At 60.0% G+C, this 19956-nt stretch carries 21 protein-coding genes; 8 read left to right on the forward strand and 13 right to left on the reverse strand.

Translation table 11 applies throughout. From position 1 onward, the window contains the following. Positions 1 to 140 precede the first annotated feature (140 nt). A complete protein-coding gene (locus VFI82_10550; protein HET7185116.1) occupies positions 141 to 932 on the forward strand; it encodes a slipin family protein in 792 nt (263 codons plus the stop codon). Positions 933 to 975: 43 nt separating this feature from the next. After that, the gene (locus VFI82_10555; protein HET7185117.1) at positions 976 to 1569 is read left to right on the forward strand and encodes an SPOR domain-containing protein; all 594 of its coding nucleotides are present in this window, start codon (positions 976 to 978) and stop codon (positions 1567 to 1569) included. Positions 1570 to 1680: 111 nt separating this feature from the next. Here the strand turns inward: VFI82_10555 and VFI82_10560 are convergent, their stop codons facing one another. The 3 genes from VFI82_10560 to VFI82_10570 form a co-directional block, all read right to left on the reverse strand. After that, complete coding sequence (locus VFI82_10560; GenBank protein HET7185118.1) at positions 1681 to 2289, reverse strand: sulfite oxidase-like oxidoreductase; 609 nt, start codon at positions 2287 to 2289, stop codon at positions 1681 to 1683. 101 nt (positions 2290 to 2390) lie between these two features. Further along, complete coding sequence (locus VFI82_10565; protein ID HET7185119.1) at positions 2391 to 3131, reverse strand: TonB family protein; 741 nt, start codon at positions 3129 to 3131, stop codon at positions 2391 to 2393. 220 nt (positions 3132 to 3351) lie between these two features. Next, a complete protein-coding gene (locus tag VFI82_10570; GenBank protein HET7185120.1) occupies positions 3352 to 4281 on the reverse strand; it encodes a hypothetical protein in 930 nt (309 codons plus the stop codon). Between the two features lie 319 nt (positions 4282 to 4600). On the opposite strand from VFI82_10570, the gene ftcD reads away from it, so the two are divergent. The 3 genes from ftcD (at position 4601) to VFI82_10585 (ending at position 8047) form a co-directional block, all read left to right on the forward strand. Beyond that, entirely contained in the window at positions 4601 to 6085 is a 1485-nt protein-coding gene (ftcD, locus tag VFI82_10575; GenBank protein HET7185121.1) for a glutamate formimidoyltransferase, read from the forward strand. Between the two features lie 24 nt (positions 6086 to 6109). After that, the gene (locus tag VFI82_10580) at positions 6110 to 6355 is read left to right on the forward strand and encodes a glutaredoxin family protein (GenBank protein ID HET7185122.1); all 246 of its coding nucleotides are present in this window, start codon (positions 6110 to 6112) and stop codon (positions 6353 to 6355) included. 90 nt (positions 6356 to 6445) lie between these two features. Beyond that, positions 6446 to 8047 (forward strand): AMP-binding protein, encoded by a 1602-nt coding sequence (locus VFI82_10585; GenBank protein ID HET7185123.1) that lies wholly within the window; start codon positions 6446 to 6448, stop codon positions 8045 to 8047. Between the two features lie 72 nt (positions 8048 to 8119). On the opposite strand, the gene VFI82_10590 is transcribed toward VFI82_10585, so the two are convergent. Both VFI82_10590 and VFI82_10595 read right to left on the reverse strand, forming a co-directional pair. Continuing rightward, positions 8120 to 8530, reverse strand: coding sequence for a carboxypeptidase-like regulatory domain-containing protein (locus VFI82_10590; protein HET7185124.1), 411 nt, complete (start codon positions 8528 to 8530; stop codon positions 8120 to 8122). A 16-nt stretch (positions 8531 to 8546) separates the two neighbouring features. Beyond that, positions 8547 to 9011, reverse strand: coding sequence for a Rid family hydrolase (locus VFI82_10595; protein HET7185125.1), 465 nt, complete (start codon positions 9009 to 9011; stop codon positions 8547 to 8549). Between the two features lie 65 nt (positions 9012 to 9076). On the opposite strand from VFI82_10595, the gene VFI82_10600 reads away from it, so the two are divergent. Beyond that, the gene (locus VFI82_10600) at positions 9077 to 9640 is read left to right on the forward strand and encodes a class IV adenylate cyclase (GenBank protein HET7185126.1); all 564 of its coding nucleotides are present in this window, start codon (positions 9077 to 9079) and stop codon (positions 9638 to 9640) included. 83 nt (positions 9641 to 9723) lie between these two features. Here VFI82_10600 and VFI82_10605 read toward each other — a convergent pair whose 3' ends face one another. The 4 genes from VFI82_10605 to VFI82_10620 form a co-directional block, all read right to left on the reverse strand. Further along, positions 9724 to 10167, reverse strand: coding sequence for a hypothetical protein (locus tag VFI82_10605; protein ID HET7185127.1), 444 nt, complete (start codon positions 10165 to 10167; stop codon positions 9724 to 9726). A gap of 144 nt (positions 10168 to 10311) precedes the next feature. Continuing rightward, the gene (gene ahcY, locus VFI82_10610) at positions 10312 to 11589 is read right to left on the reverse strand and encodes an adenosylhomocysteinase (GenBank protein ID HET7185128.1); all 1278 of its coding nucleotides are present in this window, start codon (positions 11587 to 11589) and stop codon (positions 10312 to 10314) included. A gap of 100 nt (positions 11590 to 11689) precedes the next feature. Then, positions 11690 to 12877: a methionine adenosyltransferase gene (gene metK, locus VFI82_10615; protein ID HET7185129.1), complete on the reverse strand. Its 1188-nt coding sequence runs from the start codon at positions 12875 to 12877 to the stop codon at positions 11690 to 11692. A 237-nt stretch (positions 12878 to 13114) separates the two neighbouring features. Then, positions 13115 to 14008, reverse strand: coding sequence for a RodZ domain-containing protein (locus VFI82_10620; GenBank protein ID HET7185130.1), 894 nt, complete (start codon positions 14006 to 14008; stop codon positions 13115 to 13117). A gap of 231 nt (positions 14009 to 14239) precedes the next feature. Between VFI82_10620 and VFI82_10625 the strand changes: the two genes are divergently transcribed. Then, positions 14240 to 15292: a sensor domain-containing diguanylate cyclase gene (locus VFI82_10625; protein ID HET7185131.1), complete on the forward strand. Its 1053-nt coding sequence runs from the start codon at positions 14240 to 14242 to the stop codon at positions 15290 to 15292. A gap of 173 nt (positions 15293 to 15465) precedes the next feature. Here the strand turns inward: VFI82_10625 and VFI82_10630 are convergent, their stop codons facing one another. Continuing rightward, positions 15466 to 16905 (reverse strand): hypothetical protein, encoded by a 1440-nt coding sequence (locus VFI82_10630; GenBank protein ID HET7185132.1) that lies wholly within the window; start codon positions 16903 to 16905, stop codon positions 15466 to 15468. A gap of 25 nt (positions 16906 to 16930) precedes the next feature. Further along, positions 16931 to 18265 (reverse strand): tRNA (N(6)-L-threonylcarbamoyladenosine(37)-C(2))-methylthiotransferase MtaB, encoded by a 1335-nt coding sequence (gene mtaB, locus VFI82_10635; GenBank protein ID HET7185133.1) that lies wholly within the window; start codon positions 18263 to 18265, stop codon positions 16931 to 16933. A 117-nt stretch (positions 18266 to 18382) separates the two neighbouring features. Here mtaB and VFI82_10640 point away from each other — a divergent pair, with 117 nt between their 5' ends. Then, entirely contained in the window at positions 18383 to 18829 is a 447-nt protein-coding gene (locus VFI82_10640; protein ID HET7185134.1) for a response regulator, read from the forward strand. A 138-nt stretch (positions 18830 to 18967) separates the two neighbouring features. Here VFI82_10640 and VFI82_10645 read toward each other — a convergent pair whose 3' ends face one another. Then, a complete protein-coding gene (locus tag VFI82_10645) occupies positions 18968 to 19276 on the reverse strand; it encodes a zinc-ribbon domain containing protein (protein ID HET7185135.1) in 309 nt (102 codons plus the stop codon). Between the two features lie 253 nt (positions 19277 to 19529). Continuing rightward, positions 19530 to 19727: a 30S ribosomal protein S21 gene (gene rpsU, locus VFI82_10650; protein ID HET7185136.1), complete on the reverse strand. Its 198-nt coding sequence runs from the start codon at positions 19725 to 19727 to the stop codon at positions 19530 to 19532. Between the last annotated feature and the right edge of the window lie 229 nt (positions 19728 to 19956).

The following is a 19956-nucleotide window of genomic DNA, read 5'->3' on the forward strand; positions in this document are numbered from 1 at the left end:
CAGCGAAGATCGCTCTTCCCAACCCGCAACCGGTTACTCGAAGGTTGCACGCGCGGAATCGCCGCTGGAGCCAACCATGAAAACTGCTACAATCCGCGCAGAATGCCCAGGGTTACGCGCCGCGGGAGCGGAGTGTGGATATGAATCCGTTGATGTTCATCCCCATCGCCATTTTTATTCTCTACCTCCTCAACTCCATCAAAATCCTTCCCGAGTATGAGCGCGGCGTCATCTTCCGCCTGGGCCGCGTTCTCGCCGACCCCAAGGGTCCGGGAATTTTCCTGGTATTCGCCCCCATCGACAAGATGGTCCGCGTCTCGTTGCAGCAGGAAGCGCTCGAAGTCCCGCCGCAGGACATCATCACTCGCGATAACGTGACCTTGAAGGTGAACGCGGTCATTTTCCTGCGCGTCGTCGATCCCCGCCGCGCCGTCATCGAGGTCAAGAACTACCTATACCAGACCTCGCAATTCGCGCAGACCACCTTGCGCTCCGTGCTCGGCGAGGTCGAACTCGACGAACTGCTCTCGCACCGCGACAAGCTCAACCTCCGCATCCAGAGCATCCTGGACCAGCACACCGCTCCCTGGGGCGTGAAGGTCGCCAATGTCGAGGTCAAGCAGGTGGACCTGCCGGAATCGATGCTCCGCGCCATGGCCAAGCAGGCGGAAGCGGAACGCGAGAAGCGCAGCAAAATCATTCACGCTGAAGGCGAGTTCTCCGCCGCCCAGCGCCTGGTCGATGCCGCGCACCTGCTCGCCACCGAGCCGGTGACCATCCAGTTGCGTTACCTGCAGACTTTGACCGAAATCGGCGTGGAGAAGAACACGACCATCGTCTTCCCGCTGCCCATCGACCTGATGGAAGGCTTGCAGGCACTGATCGATAAGCGTACCCGGGACCGTGCCGTAACCTCGGGGACGGGAACCTAGTGATGCGATTGGCAATTTCAAAATTCTAATTGCCGGAGCAGGAATGGAATCACAGGATCAGGAAATCACGCTCGGAACCGGCCGCTTGCTGGCCTTGTTCATCGGCTTGGTGATCATTTGCGCCCTCTTCTTCAGCCTGGGATTCTCCCTGGGACACCGCTCGGAACCGGTGTCCGCAGCAAGCTCCGCCGCGCCGTCAAGCGCCGCCGAATCGCGGCTTTCTCCCACGCGGTCCGCCCCGGAGGCCAAGAGCGATCCGGAAGCGACGCCGAAATCCGGCGCCGATGAGCTTACGTTCTACAAGGCGGTAGAGCGCAATGAACCGAAGGCGAAGCTGGAAAAGCCCAACCCGCAGGTCACAACCCGGATTGTGGAATCCCGCCCCGCCGCGCCGGAGTGGCGCCGGTCCAGCGCCGGCGGCGGGTACATGGTGCAGGTGGCAGCCGTCACTAAGCAGGAAGACGCGGACGCGCTGGTCCATGCCCTGCGCAGAAAAAGTTATCCTGTCCTCGCCATTAATGGACCCGGCGACAGGCTCTATCACGTCCAGGTCGGCCCCTTCGGCGAACTGAAGGACGCCGAAGCCGCGCGCTCGAAACTGGTCGGCGACGGCTACAACCCGATCGTAAAAAAATGAAGACTTCAGAATGAAGAATGGATTGAACTCGGACTAAGCGTTATAGCGCGGTCTTGTGAAGGCCAGTTTTTGAACCCCAATGAGCGTCAAAACGTTCCGCATTCTTGATTCTCATTCGGAAAACCTCTGATCTTGGAACGGATCTCCATACATGTGATACCCGTTCTGCTCCCAAAAACCTGCCTGCTCATGGTCGAGAAATTCCAGGCCGCGAACCCACTTCACCGATTTCCAAGCGTACAAATGCGGAACGATCAGGCGCAGCGGATACCCGTGCTCCGCCGTCAGCGGTTCACCGTCATGATGTGTCGCAAACAGAACATTGTCGCGATCGAGATCGGCAAGCGGGATGTTCGCGGTGTAACCCTGTTCCGCGTGAACCAGCGTGTACTTCGCCTCCGGGTGGAGTTGAACCTGCTTCAGAACCTCGCGGAACAGCACGCCGGTCCATGTGTTGTCGAAGCGGCTCCAGCGCGTCACGCAGTGGAAGTCGCTGCTGACTTGTGACTTCGGTAGCCGGTTGAACTCTTCCCAGGAAAGCCGCAGCGGGCTCGCCACCAGTCCCCAGACGCGAAAATCCCACTTCGCGGCATCGAAACCAGGCACCGATCCATACTGCAGCACCGGCCATTTCAGAGTGAGTGATTGCCCTGGAGGCAAGCGCCCGGCTCGTCGCATCTCGTGTTCGCGTTCTTTGCGCTCGTTGCCTTCGAACAGCATGTCTGTTCCGGATCGGATTCCCTGCCGGCGAAAAAGTTTCAGGGTCCAGTTCCAGCCATGTAGCTGGAAAGGACCCTGACAACCACGACAGTATCCCGCTCTTACGAAGCGAGCTTGAAATTGACGGTGACCGTGGACTCGATTTCCACCGGCTGTCCGTTCAGCACGTATGGTTTGTACTGCCACTGCTTGACAGCGGTTGTGGCCGCCTGCGCCAACATCGGCTGCCCGCTGACAACGCGGACCTCTTTCACGCGCCCATCTTTGCCGATCACAGCTTGCAGCACCACCGTTCCCTGTATGCCCGAACTCCTCGCCACCGCCGGATATTCCGGCTTCACCTGATGGATCAGCAGCCCTTGCGTTACGCCTGAGGACACCTTCACCCGGTTGGGCGCGGCCAGTTTTGGCACTGCGGCGCCAACCCCGCCCAGGACGCCCCCCATTACGCCGCCCACGGTTCCGCCTTCAACTCCGCCAGGAACGCCACCCACCACGCCGCCCGCCGCCGGCGCCGCGTCCGCGATCTGGTCCGATTGCGGCAAGTCTTTTACCGTCGTAACCCGCTGCGGAATCTTGAGGGGGACTTCCATTTCGCTCCTCACCTGCGTCTGCTCCACGCGACGCGCTGCGCTCGCCGCTCCGGCCGGAAGTGGCGGTGGGGGCGGCGGTGGCGGCGCCACCAGCGAACTGGTCAACAACCTTGTCGGAAGCGCCTGCGTGAACAGCAGCGGAATGATGACCAGGAACGTCACCAGGCACATCTGCAAGATGAACGAGAGGATCGTGGTCTTGCCTCGGTGTGTCTTGATCTTTTCGTCGATCAACATGTCTTCAAACATGCAAAAGTCCTTTCCGCTGGCCCAGTTGGCGCGGCACAAACAGCGGGCCTTACAAGGCCCGCACGAACATTTTTCGGTTTGACCAATAGTTAGATGGCTTGCGGAAACTATGGGGAACTGCTGCTGAAAACATCGGGAGTTGCTGCGGAAGCAGAGTTGGGATGAGGTGAGAAGAGGCAGGTCAGGAGCGGCGGAGTCGATTCCGCCGCTCGAACCCTGGTTATCGAATCACAGACGAGAACAAATCCGACTGCACCAGGGACTGGAACTTCTTTTCGTCGGACTTGAAGCTCAATTTCAGGTTGGCGCTGTCGGAATCTACGGTCACGCTGTCCAGCGCCGTCTTCTCTACACCCTGCGCGTTCATCTTGCGAAACAGTACCCCCGCCTTGAGCAGCGACGCCAGGGTGGCGGCCGTCATGTTGTCGGAGGTCACCACGCTGAGATTGAAGTTCACGCCGTTGTTGAAGTCCATGGTGTAGCGCGAGCCGAGCAGGCGATTGCGGACCATGTCGTAGTCGGCGAGTTTGGCGGCATCGCCCAGGGTGGAGTGCAGCATGTTCTGCGTCCCCTGCGCATCCAGAACGCTCCACACGGAACCGGCATCGACGGCGACGATGTTATCGGACACCTTGGAATTGCTGGTGAGCGCCGGGGCTTCGCCATCGCGGGCGTCGAGCGCGGCCTTGATGGCCGCCGGCAGGCCAAAAAGCATGGTGAAATCGTCGAGGAAGGTCATGTCCTGCCCGCCGGACATGGAATACAGATCGTTGCCGCGATACTTCAGCGCTTTGACCTTCTTCAGTTTCATCTTCGCCAGGATTTTCTTAGTAGGAAAAGTTCCCTGCGCGAGGCCGATGATGTGAATCGTCTTGCCGTCACGGAACGACGCGAAGGTAAGTTGCTCAACGTCGTTCTCGGGATCGATGCCCACCCCCTTCAGCGAGCTTTCAAACTCCTTCAACTGGTCCGGCAAAACGCGCGCCTTCAGGGCAAGCGCTGTCGGCGAACTCTTCAGCGCGCGATAATCGACGGAAATGATCTGCTGAATGTCAGCGGGGATGACGGCACGCGCCGACGTGCCCAGCGGCACCGCTGCCAGCGGTAATGCGGCCAGCAGCAACACGCAAAGACAAAGTATCCGCTTCATGCGACCTCGCGAGAATAGTTCTTAGTCATCCAGATGGTACTTGCCTGCTTTTGGTTGGAACCCGGTTCTGCTCACATTGTAGCGGAAATCGCCGCCGGGAAAGTACGTGAGATGGCTTACTTCCGAGGGTCGGGGAAACCTTAGTACAGGGGCGGAGGATAAGCGGTTCCCGGTTGTCGGCGATCGGTCCATCGTAAGGCGGCCGTCGGGTTTGGTGATCGGTAACCAGGGGCAGATGAAGAGGTTCGTGTCACACAAGGCGACCGCCGATGGCCGAAAGCCGATAGGCGAAAGCCAAGAAGATGTATCCTAATCCGCTATGTCCACGCTCGTGGAGTGTGTACCGAACTTTTCCGAAGGCCGCGACAAGGCAAAGGTTGACGCCATCATCGAGGCTATGAGGATACCTGGCGTTTACCTGCTTGATCGCGAAATGGACGCGGACCACAACCGCTGCGTGATCACGCTGGCAGGCAACCGGGAAAACATCGGCGAAGCGGCGATTCGCGGCGTCGGCAAGGCCGCCGAACTCATCGACCTGACCCGGCACCAGGGAGCGCATCCGCGGATGGGCGCGGCCGACGTGATTCCCTTCATTCCGATTGACGGCGTCACGCTGGAAGATTGCGTGGCCATCGCGCGCAAGGTGGGCGAAGAGATCTGGCGGCGATTCCAGATTCCGGTGTACTTGTACGAGGCGGCGGCCGCAACGCCGGAGCGGCAGAACCTGGAAAACATCCGGCGCGGGCAGTTCGAGGGCATTCGCGACGAGATTGCCCGCAACCCGGCGCGCAAACCCGATATCGGGGAGCCGCGCCTGCATCCGACGGCGGGCGCGACCGTGGTCGGGGCAAGAAAATTCCTCATCGCTTACAACATCTACCTGAACACGCCGGATGTGGAGATCGCGAAGAAAGTGGCGAAGGCGGTGCGCTTCTCCAACGGCGGCCTGCGCTACGTGAAGGGCATGGGTATCCCGGTACGCGGCCTGGCGCAAGTTTCCATGAACTTGACCGACTTCGAGCAGACAACGGTGGCGCGCGTCTTCGAGTACGTGAAGCGCGAAGCGGTGCGCTACGGGGTGTTACCTGCGTTCAGCGAAATTGTCGGGCTGATTCCGAAAAAAGCCTTGGAAGATGCGGCGGAGTGGTTTCTCCAGGTGGAGAACTTTGACTCCTCGCTGATCCTGGAAAACCGGCTGGCGGCGGTGATGGCCGGGAAAACCGCCGTAGGCGGGTTGCGCGCGGGCGTGGAACCGTTTGTCGAGCAACTGGCGGCCCCGACCGCGACCCCGGGCGGAGGCAGCGCGTCGGCGGCGGCGGGCGCGATGGCGGCGGGCTTGGCGCACATGGTGGCGGGCATGTCTCGCGGAAAGAAAAATTTTCTCCCCTACGAGCGCGAGTTGAGCGATGCGATCGCCCGCCTGTCTCAGTTGCGTGAGGAGTTGAAGTCCGCAATCGATGCCGACGCCGCCTCCTATGACGCGGTGGTGAAGGCATACAAGGCGGCGAAGGATTCGGCGGGGAAAAACGGCGCGGTGAACGCCGCATTGCGCAATGCAACCAATGTCCCGCTGGCGGTGGCGGAGCGCGCGCGCGAGGTCTCGCGAATTACGGAAAGCTTGCGCGGGATGACGAATCCGAAAATGGCTTCGGACCTGACGGTCGCGAAGGCATTGGCAACGGCGGCGATGGAGGGCGCCATCGCCAATGTCGAGATCAACCTGGAGTCGCTGCAGGCGGAAGAGCCAATGTTCGCCGAAGAAGTGAAGGAGAAAGTTGCCGGACTGAAAAGTGGCCACTGAACCGTGATCCTGGCAGCCTCAAACATGAGCGGCCCTGTAGTCATTTTGTACACGCGTGACGGCTGTCACCTCTGCGAGGTGGTGAAGGAGTCGCTGGAACGGCTCGTGCATCGCGCCGCTTTCACCTGGCGCGAGGTCGACATCGACACTGATGAACAGTTGCGCCGTAAGTTTAACGACGAGGTCCCCGTGGTGTTCATCAACGGCAGGAAGGCATTCAAGTACGAAATGGATGAAGAGGAGTTTCTAAAGAAGCTGGCGGCAAGATGATTTTAGTAATTTTGTAATTTAGTAATTTACGGAACGGCGGGACGACGTTTGCAATTACCAGGTTACAAGTTACAAAATCACCGAACCTGAATGCCCTCTCCAACTCAACCTGACCCGCTACGCCTGCGCACGCAGCTCTACGCTGATCCGGCGGGCGTTTACGTTCACGATGCGGTTCTCAGCGCGTGCCGTAAGTTTGGCGGCAAGACGGCCGTGGTTGATACGTCCTGCGCCCCCGCGCGTCGCATTTCCTACACCGAGTACGGAAGCCTGGTTGAGGCGCTGGCGCAAGGGCTGGTGGCGGCGGGAGTGAAGCCGGGCGAACGCGTCGCAATCTTCCTGCCGAATTGCTGGGAGTTTGCCGCGGCGTATCACGCAGCTACCCTGGCGGGTGCGACACCGAGCCCGCTCAATCCCAGCTACAAAGAGCGCGAGGTGCGATACCAACTCGAAACCTCGGGCGCCAGGATATTGCTGAGTGACGGCGCGCTGATTTCCGGTTTCAATCTCGAAGGCCTGCCGGAGTTGATGCGCGTGTACACGACGCGCCATGCCACTGCTGGTACGAGCGAATTCTCCGAACTTCTGCGGCCGACGACATCAACGCTGCCGTCGCCGGAGAAACCACCGGAGCTTATGCTGGCCGCCCTTCCCTTCTCCAGCGGCACCACCGGCCTACCCAAGGGCGTGATGCTGACGCATTACAACCTGGTGGTGAATGTCTACCAGTTGGTAGGGCCGCACGCGGCGCCGTTTACCGCGCAGGAAATCTGCCTGTGTTTCCTGCCGCTCTACCACATCTATGGCTTGAACGTGGTGCTGAATCCCTGCCTGATGCTGGGCTGCACGCTGGTGCTGATGCCGCGCTTCGATCCCGCCCGCGCCGTGCAATTGCTCACCGAGGAGGGCATCACCTTCATGCCCCTGGTGCCGCCGGTGCTGAACGTCTTCTGCCAGGCGGCAGAGGGCGGCGCGTTTCCGCGCCAGCATCGGATCAAGTGGGTGAAATCGGGCGCGGCGCCGCTGGCGCCGGAACTGGCGAAACGCTTCACCTCCCTGACCGGAATCAAGATCGCGCAAGGATACGGCATGACCGAGGCATCACCGGTGACACACGTCGGGTTCGAGCAGGGGCCGCTCTATAACCCGACCTCCATCGGGCAACCGGTGGCGTTAACCGATTGCCGTCTGCTTGGGGAATTGGAGACTGAGGTCGGCGTGGGCGAGATCGGCGAACTGGTCATGCGTGGGCCGCAATTCATGCTGGGATATTGGAAGTCGCCCGAGTCAACCGCCGACGTGCTGCGCGACGGCTGGTATTACTCCGGCGACGTGGCGCGCCGGGACGAAAACGGCTTGTACTACATCGTTGACCGGCGCAAGGAGATGATCAAGTACAAGGGATTTCCGGTGGCCCCGGCGGAGGTGGAGAGCGTGTTGCTGGAGCATCCGGCAGTGCGCGATTGCGGCGTTGTAGGCAAGCAAGATGATGCGGCCGGCGAGATTCCTTGCGCGTTTATCGTCTTGTGCGAAGGCGTGCCATCCACCGACAAGACGAAAGCTGAGATTTGCGGATACGTGGGCGAGCGGCTGACCGGCTACAAGCAGCCACGCGAGGTGCGGTTCGTAACCGCGATTCCGAGAAATCCCTCGGGAAAAATTCTGCGGCGGGAGCTGCGGAAGCAGTTGTGAAGAGTAGTACCTCAGCGCCTAAGTACGTCACACCTCTAAATCAAAGAAATTGCGTCTCAGCTACCCAGGTACTCATTTCGGCTTTTCGTCCTGCTTCTTTTCTTCCGTCGCAGGCTTGTTATCGTAAATCGAGTACTGCGGCTTGGGACGGTGAAGCTTGATGGTGATTTCCTGGTTGGGTTGATTGATTTCGAAGTCCTCGCCGTAAGTCTGGAATCCACGCATCAGGACCTGAATGCGCAGCTTGCCAAAAGGAACGCCCGCGTAGCTGGCCTTGCCGTCGGGGTCGGTTTTGAGTTCGAGGCCTGAGTAGGCCTGTTTTCCATCCTTCTTGACCGGATGAAGCACGATCGCGGCATTGCGCACGGGCTTGCCGTTGTCCGCCTTCACCACGACAAAGGAGAGGTTGGCGTACTTGTCGTCGGCGCGGAGGCCGAGAGCAACCGTCAGGACGAGTAGTATGAGCGCGAACTGTTTCCGCATGGCTCCATTGTAGCGTTTAGCGCTTCACCGCGATCCCATTGATCTCGAAGTGCCCGCCGCGCAGCAGCGGCCCCGAACCGACGAAAGCTCGCGCCGGGTACTCCCGCCCGAAGTAGCTCTTGTAGATGTCGTTGAACTTTCCATAGAGCGAGAGGTCGGGGCAGAAGACCTGGACGAAGACGAGGTCTTCCATGGTCATCCCGGCCTCGGCAAGTACGGACTTGAGGCCGTCGAGCACGATGTGAATTTCCTGCTCGATCGCTTCCGGCGGTTTGCCGGTGTTGGGGTCAACGCCGATGCGGCCGGCGATGTACAGCGTGTTGCCGGCGAGGACGGCGTCGCTGAACGGCGCCTGCACCGGCTTAGGCAGGTTGATGTGGCGGCGGGCCGATGGCGCTGCGTCCTTCGCCGGCGTGGCCTGCGCGGAGAGCGAGACGCCGGCGACGATGATCATCGCGAGCAGCACAACAATCTTTTTCATCCGGACCTCCTGGGGCGGCGATAGTACGGCAAATTGCGGACCACCTGCAATGCTATGCTGGCGTCATGGCGTCCGCGAATGAAGTCGAGATCAAGTTTGCGCTGGATGACGTGGGCGAAATAGAACGCAATCTGCGTGAACTGGGATTCCGCCGCGAGACGGCGCGTACGCATGAGATGAATACCCTGTATGACCTGCCGGACGGAGCGCTCAGGAGTCGGGGCGAGTTGCTGCGACTGCGCAAGTACGGTGATGGATGGAAGCTGACTCACAAGGGGCCGGGCAAGGCGGGGCGTCACAAGACGCGCGCGGAGACGGAAACCGCAGTGGAAGACGGAGGACGTATGGAGGAAATCCTCACCGCGCTTGGCTTCGCGCCCAGCTTCCGCTACGAAAAATTCCGCAGCGAGTGGAGCGACAGCGCGGGACACGTCGTCCTCGACGAGACGCCGATCGGCAATTACGGGGAAATCGAGGGTCCTCCCGAGTGGATCGACAAAACGGCGCGCGCGCTGGGCATCTCGGAATCGCAGTACATCACGGATTCATACGTGCAGCTCTTCAGCAAATGGAAAGAGCGCACCGGTAGCCCGGCAAGGAACATGACTTTCGCGGAAATGAAGAAGTAGCGAGAAAGTAAAAAGGCGAATCGGGTAATCGGGCAAAGTAAGGGCGCTTTACACAATTCGACTCTTCACCTTGTACGTTTTCTTCATGCGGCTTTGCTCGTGCGCGCGTGCTCGTAGCCAACGGCGGCGTAATAGAGGGCGCGATCGAAGAACTGATCGAGCAACTGCAAGAGTTCCAATTCGCCGTAGAGCTGCACCACGCCTTCGGCGAACCCCTCGCGCTGCAGGAAGGCGAACAGGTGTTCCTTACCGACCATGATCGCCCACAAGAACTGCGTCAGCGGGACACCCTGCCGGGCCCGGCGGCTTCCCAGTTGTGTGTAGCGGAGTTCGATGTCGCTCTCCGTCTTGGTAAGAAGCCAGTCGCCGAGATTGGTATAGATTTCGCGAGCGCCGCTGTTCAGTTCCTCCTGCGGCACGTTACGGAATGCCGCGGTACGGTCGGAACTGCGCAGCTTCTTCATCAGCCCTTCGGCGAGTTCGTCGGCGTGGCGCTCGATGAGACGGACAAGATGACCTCCCAGCATGAGTTCCTCCTTAATAGTTGGGATGCGCGGAGTGGACGGCCAGGTGTTTGTTATTAGCTTTTGGCTGGCGCGAAGAAAAAAACCCGGCCGATGGTGGCCGGGCTAGGTCATCGGATTGTGCTCTTCCTGAAGCTTGAAGCCTGCTTAGGTTCCTTCGCTCCAGCTTGCCAGGTATTCTTCCTGCTCCGGAGTGAGGCGGTCGATTTTGATTCCCATGGACTCGAGTTTCAGCTTGGCGACGCGCTTGTCGAGTTCAGCCGGCACGGTATAAACCTTCTTCTCCAAACTCTTGTGGTTCTTGACCAGGTAATCTACCGACAGCGCCTGGTCGGCAAAGCTCATGTCCATGACCGATGGCGGATGACCTTCCGCCGCCGCCAGGTTGATCAGACGTCCTTCGCCTAGCAGGTTGATTTTGCGGCCGTCCTTCAATGAATACTCCTCGACAAAGTTGCGCGTCGTGCGCTTGGCGGAGGACATTCTTTCCAGCGCCGGGATGTCAATCTCGACGTTGAAGTGGCCAGAGTTGCTGATGATGGCGCCGTCCTTCATCTGCTCGAAGTGCTCGGAGCGAATGACGCTCTTATTGCCGGTCACGGTGCAGAAAACGTCGCCGATCTTGGCCGCGTCTGCCATCGACATGACGCGGTAGCCGTCCATCACCGCTTCCAGCGCGCGCGTCGGTTCCACTTCGGTGACGATGACCTCGGCGCCCTGGCCGCGGGCCCGGCTGGCCAGGCCTCGACCACACCAACCGTAACCGGCCACCACGAACTTGGATCCGGCCAGCAGGAAGTTGGTGGCGCGGATGATGCCGTCGATGGTGGATTGCCCGGTGCCGTAGCGGTTATCAAACAGGTGCTTGGTGTCGGCGTCGTTGACGGCGATGATGGGATAAGCGAGCACGCCTTCCTTCGCCATGGCGCGCAGGCGGATTACGCCGGTGGTCGTCTCCTCGGTGCCGCCGAAGACATTCGCCAAAACGTCCTTGCGCTTGGTCAGCGCGATGGTGACCAGGTCGGCGCCGTCGTCCATGGTCAGGTTCGGCTTGTGGTCGAGCGCCGCCATGATGTGCGAGTAGTAGGTGTCGTTGTCCTCGCCCTTGATGGCGAACACCGGGATGTTGTAGTCGCGCACCAGGCAGGCGGCCACGTCGTCCTGGGTAGAGAGCGGGTTAGAGGCGCACAGAGCCACCTCGGCGCCGCCGTCGCGCAGGGTAATCGCCAGGTTCGCCGTTTCCGCGGTCACATGCAGGCACGCCGAGATGCGGACGTCCTTCAGTGGTTGCGTCTTGATGAAGTCTTTGCGAATGATTTGCAGGACCTTCATCGACTGGTTGGCCCAGTCAATACGCTTCTTACCTATGTCGGCCAATTCCATGTTCTTGACGTCGCAGGCGACTTGAGCGGGTGAAGTAGCCATATGCTCCTGTAATTTACTTTGACGGTTTGATTTCTGTCGAAGGAGTCGGCAGTCAGGAGCCAGTCGTCAACCGCTGACTCCCGACTCCTGGCTCCTGAAACTATTTCCTGGCGGCCTGTGCCGTGCCTTGCGACGCGCCCGTGGCCTGCTCGCGCAGCGCCTTGGCCTTGTCGGTTGTTTCCCAGGTGAAGTCGCTGTCATCGCGGCCGAAGTGGCCATAGGCGGCCGTCTTGCGGTAAATCGGGCGGCGCAGCTTGAGCGAATCGATGATACCGCGCGGGGTAAGCTGAAAATTCGCGCGCACCAGTTGCTGGAGTGTTTCGTCCGCAATCTTGCCAGTGCCGAAGCTATCCACCAGCACGCTCACCGGTTCGGCAACTCCGATGGCATAGGCCAATTGGACTTCGCAACGGTCAGCGAGCCCGGAGGCCACGATGTTCTTGGCGATGTGGCGCGCCATGTAAGCAGCCGAGCGGTCGACCTTGGTCGGATCTTTGCCGCTGAATGCGCCGCCCCCGTGGCGTCCCATGCCGCCGTAGGTGTCAACAATGATCTTGCGCCCGGTTAGACCGGTATCGCCCATGGGGCCGCCGATCACGAACCGGCCCGTCGGGTTGATGTGGTACTTGGTGTCGGCATCGAGGAGTTGGGCCGGAATGGTGGCTTGAATGACGTGCTTCAAGATATCGGCCCGGAGTTCCTCGTTGCCGATAGTCTCGGCATGTTGCGTGGAGACGACGACTGCGTCCACCCGCACCGGCTTGTGGTTTTCGTCGTACTCGACCGTGACCTGCGATTTTCCGTCGGGGCGGAGGTACGGGAGTGTGCCATTCTTGCGGACGGTGGAAAGCCTGCGGCAGAGCTTGTGGGCGAGGGAAATCGGGGTGGGCATCAGTTCCGGGGTCTCATTGCTGGCGTAGCCGAACATCATGCCCTGGTCGCCGGCGCCGCCGGTGTCCACGCCCATGGCAATATCGCCCGATTGCTTGTTGATGCTGGAAATCACCGCGCAGGTGTTGGAATCGAAGCCATACAACGCGTTGTCATAACCGATGGAAGCAACCACGCCGCGCACCAGCGTCTGAAAATCCACGTAGGCTTTGGTCGTAATTTCTCCGGCGATGACAACCAGACCGGTGGCGGTAAGGGTCTCGCAAGCGACCCGGCTGTAGGGATCCTGCTCAAAACACGCGTCCAGGATGGCATCGGAAATCTGGTCGGCAATCTTGTCGGGATGGCCCTCGGTCACCGATTCCGAGGTAAACAAAAAACGATTCTTGGCTGGCAAATCATCCTCCTGCTGCAAGCATTACGGGCGGGAAAACCGCTGGAAAAACATTTTTTTGTAGTCCTTAAACTACCAGACGGTTGGGGTGACCGCAACGCTCTTTGTCGCTCCCATTAATGCACGAAGGTAACAGAGCGGCACGACTTCCGCAGTGAAGTGCGAGTTTTCGGCACCGAATGCGTTCCTGGAGTGGTCCCGGTGCACAGGATCTCGAACCAGGCCGTGACAACGTTCAGGCTATCGGCGCACGCCAGTGGGAGTGAATTCAACCGTCTTTACCTGGCCGTTTTCTCCCAGCCGCGGCAAGAGCTTGTCGTTGTGGAACAACTCGATGCCGGCCGCGTTGCCTGTTTTCAGCACCACGTCCCGATGGGCATGGAAAGACCTTTCCGAGTCCGCGGCCAGTTCGCCGGACATGACCTGCTTGCCATCAGCGACAACCGAAAGCCAGGAATTTTCCTTCGCCTTCACCCTGATCACGAACTCTCGCGCGTTCAACGATGAGCTGGCGGTGGTTGCCGTGAGAGGCTGGACTGCGTGCGCGCTGGAAGCTTGTAGATCGGTGGCCTGTACCGGCTGGGCCGCCTCTGCTTTCGCGGCTTGAGCCATGTCCGCCTTTGCGGGTTCGACCGCATCAGCCGCGTAACGCGTCCCGCTAGATCTTGGCGCTGGCGGATGTTGCTGTCCGGCGGCACGGACGGGTCCCACTTTCGGCACCCCGTACTTCGCGTAGTAGCGCCATCCAGCGATCAGAAGAGCGACAATAAGCATGAACGTCAGAATGGCGCCTAGTGGCAGATGAAGCGGCTCCCGCTGTTCGGCTTCGGCGATCGGCTCCCCCACTGTCGGGGGCGGGACGGCAGGTTCCTGCCGGCTAAGGTTACCGGCGGCGGCAGCTTCATTTATTGCCGTCTGGTAGTCAGCGACCGCCTGGTCCTCGTCCAAGCCCAGGTAACGCGCGTAGGCGCGTACGAAACCCCGGTTGAAAATTCCGCCGGGAAGCTTATCGAAGTCCTGTTCCTCGAGAGCGCGTAGCGACCGGGTTCCGATCTTGGTGGCTTCGGCTATTTCTTCCAGCGTGATGCCGCGCAGTTCGCGTTCACGGTGTAATCGATCGCCAAATGATCCCACGCGGCATCCCCGATCTCATAGAAAAGGCGGCGAAAAACGGCACACAAAATCGCCGCCATCATAGGTTTGCCTTCCAACCGTGTCAAAGAAAAAACCTTATATACCAACGTTGGAAGGGGGGTTGGGTCCCTCTCGTACGTGTACCGGCAAGGTGACCGGAGTAACGCTTCTGCAATTGAATGGGCGAAGATTACCCTTATAATGCCGCCAGTGAACTTGGGACACTCCACTATGAGCGAGCTTGCTGCCTCCGACCGTAAGCGGCATGTTCAAGAGCTCTCGATCTTTCATGAGGTCGCCAAGGCGCTGACCTCCTCGCTCAACCTGGATTCCATCCTGCAAACCATCATGGAAAAAGTGGCGGAGTATTTCCGCCCCGACACTTGGTCCTTATTAATGGTGGACGAGAGCGCGGAAGAGCTTTATTTCGCCATCGCGGTAGGAGACGCTGCCGACGCTCTGCGCACGGTGCGTTTGAAGATGGGCGAAGGCATTGCCGGGTGGGTGGCCAAGCATGGCGAGCCGCTCATTGTGCCCGATGTCTACACCGACCCGCGATTTGCCAAGCGCATCGACGAAATGACCAAGTGGGAGACGCGCTCCATCATCTGCATCCCCCTGAAATCGAAACACCGGGTGCTGGCCGTCATCCAGCTCATCAACGTGCCGATGTCGAGCTTCAGCGATAGCGAGATGTTCTTCCTGCGCGCCATTTGTGATTACGCCGCCATCGCCATCGATAACGCGCGCGCCGTGGAGCGTATCCAGGAACTCACCATCACCGACGATTGCACCGGCTTGTACAACGCGCGCCACCTGTACAAGACACTGGAATCGGAGGTTTACCGCTCGGCGCGATTCGGCTACGAATTCACTGTCCTTTTTATCGATCTCGACCACTTCAAGCAGGTCAACGACACGCACGGGCACCTGGCGGGCAGCAAGCTGTTGGCCGAGATCGGCTACACCATCAAGAGCCACCTCCGCCTGATCGATTACGCCTTCCGCTACGGCGGCGACGAGTTCGTGGTGTTGCTGCCGCAGACCGGAAAGGACTCCGGACTGATCGTGGCGCGACGCCTGCTGGAATCTTTCCGCAAGGGGACGTTCCTCAAAGATGATGGCTTAAATCTGAATGTTCGGGCCTCCATCGGCGTGGCTTCCTACCCGGAAGACGCCAAGAGCGCGCACGAGATCATCCGCCAGGCGGACGAGATGATGTACGAAGTGAAAAACTCCAGCCGCGACAACATTGCCGTCGCCCAGCACGGAATGCTGAAGTAACAGTGATGAGTGCTTAGTGATTAAGCGCCAGCTCAAGCAGTGAATCGCTTCCGGAAGGGCACGGCATTAGCCATGCCAACACGCCGCTCACAAACCCTTTTCATTCCGAGCGAGCTCTAGCCCGCGAACGAATCTGCTTTCCCGGCAACTGACCGCTATCCTCCAGCCAGTCCTCATCGCTTCTTGGTCGTCGCCGGCTTTCTGGCGGGCGGCTTTGTCGGTTTAGCGGGTTCGCGATCTTTCTTCACCTGCTCGGCGAGTTGGTCCGCCTCTTTCTCAAATGCGGCCATCACCGCGTTGACACCCAACTGCTCTCCGTCAGCCGCCAGCGGCACCTGCTTCAGCTCCGGTTGCGGCTTCCCGACCCGATATACCGTCATGGCCAGCAGCGCCTGGTACTTGGTCTTGTCCAGCGCAACGCCCTTTAACGCCGCCGGTAAGACGATACCGCCGGCGTCGGGAGCCTTCACCTGGCTGGCGTCGGTGTAAAGGATGTAATCGCACTGCTTTGCCGCGGCTTCGGCCGCCACGGACTCAGTCCCGTCAGCATCGAGCGGAACCGCTTCCATCTGGCGAAGTGTGACCTCGCTCATGAGATTGATGCGCAGATTTTCGGTCGGCAGGTATTGCCCACTGCCGTCGTTGATCTTCACCACGCCGACGCGGGTAACCCCGCTGCCCTTGGCGGTCAGAACGGGCGCCGGCGCAGCGACCGGAGCGGCCGGGGCAGGTGGCTCCGGCTTGGAAGCTGCTGCTGGCGGCGTTGCCGCCGGCGGACGCTCGCCGCCCATCATTCCCGCTACCATGCCGCCGATATTCATCAGTTCCTGGTAGCTGGTGACGACCTTGCATCCGGCGGGCATCTCGAACAGCGAAGCGTCCAGGGGAGAGCTGGTCAGTTCCACCACTTCGGAGACGGTGGTAAAGCTGTGTCCCTCGGATTGGATGGTGGTGGTCTGTTTCAAAGGATATCCGGGGTGTCCGCTCCCGGTGCGCTTGAAACGTACCGTGTCCTGGCAACCGGAACGGCCGCCACTGCTGCGGGAGGGTGGAGGCGTCATGCCCATGGAACATGACAGTTGCGGCGCCAGGTCGGCGTACCAGCCGTCGCTCTCGGTATGCATGCTGGTTTTCGAGCAGGCGTCCGGGCTGGATTCGGCGTTCATCGTCATCTTGATGTGGCGCGCCGTCAGGCCCAGCATCTTCTGGCGCTCGCCGGTGTCCACCGTATTCACGTTGAAAATGATGGTGCCGCCCTTACGGCTGGGTTCGGCGGAAGGGGCGGGGGATGCGGGAGCGGCAGGCGCGCCGCCACCCGCGTCATCGCTGAGCGGCATCACCATGCAGGTGTTCGCCTGCGGGTTAATGGTGATAATGCGCTTCTGATCGCATTGCGTCACCGTGACAAAACCAGGCCCCGCGCCCACATTCATCTCGGTGCGCTCGCGCGCGCCCTTGATGTACACGGTGCCTTCGCTGCTGTGGCCCATGGCGGTATGGCGTGTCTTAATTTTGGTGTCGGCTGAAGCAGCAAGCGAGAACAGGATCAGAGCGGCGAATGCCAGCAACTGCCGGTTATTCATAGGGCCTCCCCAGCGGAGCAGCAGGTACATTTCAAGCTTGGAGGATTTTAACTGTTCAGACCACCGTGGCGAGCAGTTCTTCAGCGCGAACTTCCTGCACCTGCGCTCCCACCCACTGGTTGGCGCCGTGCCGTCCCGCCAGGCGTACCTTCAAGTAATTGTCGGTAAGAGCTTCGGTGGACTCCTGGTTGGCGGCGCTGAGCGTGATCGCGGGCAGTTGGCGGCCGATGAAAGAACGCATGAACTCGCCCTTCTTTTGCGCCGCCAGTTCGCGCAGCACGCGATTGCGTTCGCGCGCCACCTGCACGGGCACCTGCCTGGCCATCGCCGCCGAAGCCGTTCCGGGACGCGATGAGTAGGTGAACACGTGCAGGTAGGTGAGCGGGAGCTGTTCGATCATGCGCCGCGTGGCTTCGAAATCGAAATCGGTCTCGCCCGGAAAGCCGACCATCACGTCGGCGCCAATCGCGGCCGTGGGCATGGCATCGCGGATGCGGCAGATTTTTTCCTCGTAATGCCACGGACGATACTTGCGGTGCATGGCCCGCAGCACGCGATCGCTGCCCGACTGCAAGGGGACATGCGCATGCTTGGCAATGCGTTCGCAACCCGCCACCAGGTCAATCAACTCCGGCGTCCAATCCATCGGTTCCACGGAGCTGATGCGGAGTTTTTCCAGCTCAGTCTGCTCAACGATGGAGCGCACCAGGTTGGCGAAACGATTTGGCGGCGTCAAATCGCGACCCCAGCGGCCCAGGTTGATCCCGGAAATGACCACTTCGCGGAAGCCGCGGGCAAGCAACGCGCCAACTTGCGACAGGACTTCTGCCTTCGGCAGCGAACGGCTGGCGCCGCGCACCGACGGGATGATGCAGAAGGAACAACGATTGTCGCAGCCGTCCTGGACTTTAAGGTTGGGGCGCGTCTTTTCCCCGCCGCCATCGAAGACGGGTGCCGCCATCAGCTCGGTATGGGCAAAGATATCCCCCACGATCACCTGCGCACCGCGCGGGTCGTGGAGGGTGGACACACTGTGCAACGGAATGAATGCAGTCGAGCCGCAGACGACGCTAGCCACCTGATGTTTGTGAGAGTTGCCGACTACCCAGTTGACTCCGGGCAGCTGCGCCAGTTCCTCGGGGGCGCGCTGGGCGTAACAGCCGGTCACGAGAATCTTACAATTCGGATTTTTTCGATGAATGCGGCGGATAGCGGCGCGCACGTCCTGGTCCGCCGACGCGGTTACCGTACAGGTATTGAGCACAACAACTTCGGCGCTGTCGGGTCCGGGCACCCGCCTCAGACCCCGCTCCAGAAGCTGACCTTCGATGGCGGCGCCGTCCGCCTGGGTGGCGCGGCAGCCAAAGTTTTCGACGTAAAAGCCCGGCACGAATGGTATTATACCCGCAGCTTTTGCGCCCCAATGTTTACGGCAGCTACTTACAACTAACGCCGGCGTTCGGCGCATCTCAAGGCACCGGCAGCTTGGATCTGTGGGGGTCGTTCAATGAAACGTCGCATCCTCCTGGTGGATGACGAACTCGCCATATTGCTTACTCTGAAAGCGATCCTGGAAATGAACGGCTTCGAGGTTGAAACCGCTTCCTCCGGGCGCGAAGCGGTGCAGAAACTTGACGGCGGCGTGTTCCAGATGGTCATCACCGATATGCGAATGGAGACCGAAACCGCCGGCTATGACGTGATCCGCGCCGCCAAGCAAAAGCCCTACAATCCCGCCACCTCGATCCTCACCGCGTATCCCTCGCTGGGCAGCGATTGGAAGAGCAAGGGCGCTCAGTCTCTGCTCGTCAAGCCCGTCAATACCCAGGACTTGCTGCGCCAGATCGAGGCGCTTCTGATCTCTCATGAAGACCAGAAGCGGTCGGCGGCCGCCGCCTCCAACAACAAGTCTGGTTCGTCGCGCTCACGCAACGATGTGAAGAGAGCCGGCTAGGCTCGCCTGATTTTTTTCTGGAATAAGAATGAAAAACGCCGGCGGGATTCTCTGCGCGTCGAAGCGCACACTTCCACTCTCTCGAACGCACTCCCCGGGCGTTCTGCCTAAGTGACACCGCCAGAGACTGTCAGAATGTCAGGCGCTAGCGGCCGAAGTACGCTTGGACTGAAAGCATTCCCGGCAAAACACCGGGCGTCCCTGCGTCGGCTTAAAGGGAACCGTGGTTTCTTTTCCGCATTGCGAACAGACGGTCCGGGTCTCCACTTTGGGATAACTGCCTGGGGTGGCGGTCCCCAGCATACCGGCACGCTTGGCCTTGCATGGCTTGCAACGCTTGGGCTCGTTCTTGAACTGCTTGTCGTGGAAGAACAGCTGCTCCCCGGCGGTAAAAACGAAATCGGCGCCACAATCAATGCACTTCAGCACCTTGTCCTGGAATTCCATCGAACCTTACTCCCTTCAGGGTCCCTATCCCGCGCCTGCCCGTGCCGGATAGGATGAGCCCTTGGTCCCTCCCACGGCCGTCTTTCTGAACCGTGGGATCCTGCTGGCCCGGCTCGCCTCCGCAGCGAGCGTACGATACAACGAATGATGCCGCCTCGGAATATGAATGCGACGCTTCGCGTCCCGCCACGGTGAGCGGGTATAAGTAGAACGGGCCGCCAGGGGGGAGTGACTGCGGCCCGCGTTGCTTAAATTAGTCCTGCTCCTTGCGCGCTTTCTTGCGGCTGCGTTTTCGTGCCAACGCTTCCTTCGCGCGCTTTTTCTCGCCCGGCTTGAGATAAAAGGAGTGCCGCTTGACCTCCTTGATAATGTCCTCCTGCTGGACTTTCCTCTTGAATCTGCGTAAGGCGTTCTCTAAGGACTCGCCCTCTTGAACTCTTACTTCAGCCAACCCCGACAACACCCCCAAACCAGCCCAGTTGGACCTAGGTAGTTATCCCAAGGTTTGCCCCTCAAAGTCAAGCATCATATGAATCGATTGCGATTCAAAATGATACAGAATCAAGCGATTAGCCGCTTCGGCTAGGTGGCGCACGCGAAGGAAGAACAACCCTGAAGACGGAAAAACCAACCAGCGAGGGCACGCAGGACACCAGGGAACAGCACAGGCCTTTCCAGCT

The organism is Terriglobales bacterium (assembly GCA_035691485.1).
Taxonomy (GTDB): domain Bacteria; phylum Acidobacteriota; class Terriglobia; order Terriglobales; family Acidobacteriaceae; genus JAIQGF01.

Coding starts and splice junctions, on each gene's coding strand:
- VFI82_10550 (HET7185116.1), top strand. CDS start 141: ATGAATCCGTTGATGTTCATCCCCATCGCCATTTTTATTCTCTACCTC.
- VFI82_10565 (HET7185119.1), bottom strand. CDS start 3,131: ATGTTTGAAGACATGTTGATCGACGAAAAGATCAAGACACACCGAGGC.
- VFI82_10605 (HET7185127.1), bottom strand. CDS start 10,167: ATGCTGGGAGGTCATCTTGTCCGTCTCATCGAGCGCCACGCCGACGAA.
- ftcD (HET7185121.1), top strand. CDS start 4,601: ATGTCCACGCTCGTGGAGTGTGTACCGAACTTTTCCGAAGGCCGCGAC.
- VFI82_10570 (HET7185120.1), bottom strand. CDS start 4,281: ATGAAGCGGATACTTTGTCTTTGCGTGTTGCTGCTGGCCGCATTACCG.
- VFI82_10590 (HET7185124.1), bottom strand. CDS start 8,530: ATGCGGAAACAGTTCGCGCTCATACTACTCGTCCTGACGGTTGCTCTC.
- VFI82_10595 (HET7185125.1), bottom strand. CDS start 9,011: ATGAAAAAGATTGTTGTGCTGCTCGCGATGATCATCGTCGCCGGCGTC.
- VFI82_10630 (HET7185132.1), bottom strand. CDS start 16,905: ATGTACCTGCTGCTCCGCTGGGGAGGCCCTATGAATAACCGGCAGTTG.
- VFI82_10555 (HET7185117.1), top strand. CDS start 976: ATGGAATCACAGGATCAGGAAATCACGCTCGGAACCGGCCGCTTGCTG.
- ahcY (HET7185128.1), bottom strand. CDS start 11,589: ATGGCTACTTCACCCGCTCAAGTCGCCTGCGACGTCAAGAACATGGAA.
- VFI82_10600 (HET7185126.1), top strand. CDS start 9,077: ATGGCGTCCGCGAATGAAGTCGAGATCAAGTTTGCGCTGGATGACGTG.
- VFI82_10585 (HET7185123.1), top strand. CDS start 6,446: ATGCCCTCTCCAACTCAACCTGACCCGCTACGCCTGCGCACGCAGCTC.
- VFI82_10625 (HET7185131.1), top strand. CDS start 14,240: ATGAGCGAGCTTGCTGCCTCCGACCGTAAGCGGCATGTTCAAGAGCTC.
- VFI82_10640 (HET7185134.1), top strand. CDS start 18,383: ATGAAACGTCGCATCCTCCTGGTGGATGACGAACTCGCCATATTGCTT.
- VFI82_10560 (HET7185118.1), bottom strand. CDS start 2,289: ATGCTGTTCGAAGGCAACGAGCGCAAAGAACGCGAACACGAGATGCGA.
- VFI82_10645 (HET7185135.1), bottom strand. CDS start 19,276: ATGGAATTCCAGGACAAGGTGCTGAAGTGCATTGATTGTGGCGCCGAT.
- VFI82_10580 (HET7185122.1), top strand. CDS start 6,110: ATGAGCGGCCCTGTAGTCATTTTGTACACGCGTGACGGCTGTCACCTC.